The organism is uncultured Leptotrichia sp., assembly GCF_938036635.1.
GTDB classification, from domain to species: Bacteria; Fusobacteriota; Fusobacteriia; order Fusobacteriales; family Leptotrichiaceae; genus Leptotrichia; species Leptotrichia hongkongensis.
Window position 1 is genome coordinate 1 of the sequence record NZ_CALHQO010000471.1, and the last position, 3,989, is coordinate 3,989.

A 3,989-nucleotide genomic window follows, 5' to 3' on the forward strand; every position below is an offset into this window, starting at 1 on the left:
ACTAAATAGTATGTAATTCAAAATTTGTTAAACATTTGCTATTTAAAGGGGAAATAGTATTAAAGAAAAAATATTCTTAATGTTTAGCATTTAGCATTTTTTCAGCAATCTTGTAATTTGGCATATATCGTTCGATATAATTGTAAAAACCTTTTCCATGATTTGGATACTTTAAATGTGTCAATTCATGTAAAACCACATATTCTATCTCAAAAGGAGTTCTTTTTATAAGCTCCGTATTAAGATTTATATACTTTTTTACATAATTACACGAACCCCATCTAGTCTTCATAGGCTTTATTGATACTTTTTCCACATGTTCATCCAATATTTTTAGCCATTTTTCCATAAATTGCGGAAATAATTTTTTTGCATTTTCAAAATACCATTTTTCCATAATTTTTTTCTTTTCATCAATATTTTCCAAAATATTTTCATTAACTGTTAAAATTATACTCGGCTTTTTTTCATTATTTATTAAATTCACTCCATTAAAGTTTCCTAGTTTCACAGTTAAATAGTATTCTTTTCCCAAAAATTTATGAATTTCACCAGTTTTGTACTCAAAGCCCTTCTGTTTTTCCTTAACATCTTCAACTTTTTTCAAAACACTTTTTATCCAACCTTCTTTAGAACGGATAAAATTTTCAATATAATCACGATGTAAATTCATTGGCACAGAAATATAAACTTCCATATTGGGCTTTATTCGTAAATTTATATTTTTTACTTTTTTTCTATGAACTTCATAACCTAAAATTTTCTCTGTTTTCATTTTTTACTTTATTTTCCTCATACATTTATTTTTCTAAATTCTAACCTGTCTTCGACTTTACAAATACTTTTCTTGCCTTTTCCAGTACATCCTTCTGCAATTTATAAGTAACTAGCTTTAATGCTTCTTCATAAGTACACCACTGAAAAGCCTCAATTTCAAAAGTATCAATCTTAACGTCTTCATCTTGTGTAATTCCTGCAAAAATCGTAACTTTCTTAATAGTTTTTTCGTTTGGAATATATTTTATTTCACGTTCAAAATTTGGAATAATTTTTATATTTACATTTGTTTCTTCGTGAACTTCACGAATTGCTGTTTCTTCCTTTGTTTCATTGTTTTCGATATGTCCTTTTGGAAATCCCCAGTTACCATTGTGCATTTTCACAAGCAAAATTTTTTCAGTATTTTCATTAAAAACAATTGCACCGCATGAATTTTCATACTCAAATTTATCATTTAGATTGTAATGCTTTACAATATATTTTAATAATGCTTCCTTCTCATTTTCAATTTCATCTCCTAGGACAAGTTCATACAGCTTATTTTTTACTTCCCCAATCTCACGATTGCTAAATTTAAGATTAATCAAATCAATTCCAGTTATATCCAAATCATTAAACTGTGGTATTTTCCCCTGTTTTTTTATATTTTCAATTTTATCCCAAAAATTTTGTAAAATCTTTTCATTTTCTTTTTTTCTGCTAATTCCTTTAGAATTTAAATCTGCATAAAATAAATTGAAAAGTCTTTTTAGATTTTTTTCTTCCATTTCTATAATCAGCTTTTTCAACGTCTTATCTGAAACATCCTGATAAATTAACATATGATTTTTTACAATTTTTTTTACTGAATTTGTAAAATCATTAGAAGCTTTAAGCTGTCTCAACTCTTCTTCCGCAATTAATGCACTTTCCTTTTCATGTCCATAAAAATGAAAAATACCTTTTGCATCAATAATTTTCACATTTATTTTCCCTAAATCGTGAAAAAGTGCGGCAAATCTCGTTATTAAATCGTAATCACAAAGATGGATAACTTTTATAATGTGGTTAAACAAGTCATCAGTATGATTGGGATTATTCTGATTAAAATTATAGGTATAACGAAATTCTGGAATTATTATTTCTAAAACTCGCAATTTTTTCATTTCGATAAAAGCTTTTTTTGAATACTTCCCCATTAAAATTTTACTTAATTCGTCAAAAATTCTCTCTTTAGATATTTTTGACAAAAATTTTCTTTTTTTATAAATAGCTTCTGATGTTTTTTTATCCAAATTAAATCCTAACTTTGAAATAAATCTGAAGGCCCTCAAAATTCTAAGTGCATCCTCTTCTATCCTTAACTTAGGTTTTCCTACAAATCTTATAACTTTCCTTCTAATATCCTGCCTTCCGCCATACAAATCAACTATTCCAGTTTGTTTGCTGTAAGCAAGTGAATTTATTGTAAAATCACGTCTTGCTAAATCTTCTTCGATTGTTTTTACAAATTTTATTTCCTTTGGGTATCTACTGTTGTAAACTCCTGTTTCTTTACGAAATTTTGCTATTTCATAACTTTTTCCATTGACATTTATCATAAGAATCCCAAAATGGGCTCCCATTTCCTTTGGGCTATAATCTGCAAAGATTCTTTTTAATTCTGAATAACCTATATCAGTTGCGAAATCATAATCACCGGGATCCTTATTTAGAATTTTATCTCTAACTGCTCCACCAACAAGAAATCCTGTTCCGTTTTTATTCAGTTGTTCCAATATGAATTTCACATCATCATCCAAATCAAATCGCATTCCAAATATGTCCTTTCAATTATTTTTTCGGTACTTTTATAGAATATTTCGTTTCCAAATTTATTTCTATTTTATAAACTAGTTCTAAAATATATAGTTTTATTTTTAGTTTACTATACTCAAAACTCTTTTATTTTTTTCTTAATTTTGCAATATAAAACCCATCTAAATATTCATTTTTATATGAAATATAAATTCCCCCAAATTCATCTCTTATATTGTCAATATTTTCAGGAATTTTTACTTCCATAATTTCCAAATCCTCATATTTTTCGAGAAAATACTGAATATTATTAGTATTCTCATTTTTAGAAAATGTACAAGTGCTGTAAACTATTTCTCCACCATTTTTCAAAGATTTATATGCACTTTCAAATATTTTTTTCTGAAGTTTCTTTAAATTTTTTATATCATTTGCCGTCAAATCATATATTTTTTCAGGCTTTTTTCGAAGAACTCCAAGTCCGCTGCAGGGCATATCTAAAAGTATCTTGTCAAACATTATATCTAAATTCTCAATTTGTGTAGCGTCATTTAATTTCACTTCAAAATTGCTGTAATCATATTTATTTTTAAGTTCATTCAATAATTTCACTTTATGCTCATGAATATCAGTAGAAATCAACTTTTTAGGATTAAACAGCTGTAAAATCGCAAGAGATTTTCCACCAGGAGCAGAGCAAGCATCAAGCACAGTTTCTCCATTTTTCACATCTAAATTTCTCACTGTCAGATAAGATGATGCATCCTGAATCACAACATCTCCATTTTTATAAATTTCTGTATCAAAAATATTTGCATTTGATAAATAATAAACTTCTCCAACAGAAAATAAGACATCTGTATTAATATTATTCAGCAATTCCTCAAATTTTTCTCTCGTAATTTTGTTTTTATCAAATCTAACTGACAAATAACTTCTTTTTTTATAAGATTTAAGCATTTCTAAATAATCATCAGGATAATCAATTTTCATCTTATTCACAAACCATTGCGGATAAGACAAAACAATACTTTCCCTGTTATCTTTCGGAATTTCCTCATCAAATTTTTCTTTATTTTTCAAAATTGTCTGCAAAGTCGCATTCACAAATCCAGCTTGATGTGCATTCAAAATTTTTGCAATCTCTCCAGCCTCAAAAATAACTCCCGCATTATCCGATTCCATGAAAAACAATTGAGCAACCGAAATTCTCAAAAGCTGCTTTATTTTTCGTTTTTTAACATTTCTAACACTTTTCCCAATCAGATAATCAATATAAATCAAATTTTTTATCACAGTATTTACTACATTTGTAATAAACATTTTTTCTTTTTTTGTATAATTTTTTTTAGAAAAATAGTAATTTAACTGGATATTACTGTATTTCCCGTTCTGAATTTCATCCAGTAAATTTACTATATCTAATTTTATAT

The 3,989-nt window shown here is 27.0% G+C and carries 3 protein-coding genes; all 3 read right to left on the bottom strand.

What is annotated here, in order from left to right; genetic code table 11:
- Window positions 1–76: 76 nt before the first annotated feature.
- The 3 genes from Q0370_RS09420 to rsmB all read right to left on the bottom strand — a co-directional run bounded on the left by Q0370_RS09420 (window position 77) and on the right by rsmB (window position 3,987).
- Window positions 77–775 (bottom strand): M48 family metallopeptidase, encoded by a 699-nt coding sequence (locus Q0370_RS09420; protein ID WP_299575040.1) that lies wholly within the window; start codon window positions 773–775, stop codon window positions 77–79.
- A 40-nt stretch (window positions 776–815) separates the two neighbouring features.
- Window positions 816–2,573 (bottom strand): NUDIX domain-containing protein, encoded by a 1,758-nt coding sequence (locus Q0370_RS09425; RefSeq protein ID WP_299575042.1) that lies wholly within the window; start codon window positions 2,571–2,573, stop codon window positions 816–818.
- A gap of 130 nt (window positions 2,574–2,703) precedes the next feature.
- Window positions 2,704–3,987: a 16S rRNA (cytosine(967)-C(5))-methyltransferase RsmB gene (rsmB, locus tag Q0370_RS09430; RefSeq protein WP_299575044.1), complete on the bottom strand. Its 1,284-nt coding sequence runs from the start codon at window positions 3,985–3,987 to the stop codon at window positions 2,704–2,706.
- Between the last annotated feature and the right edge of the window lie 2 nt (window positions 3,988–3,989).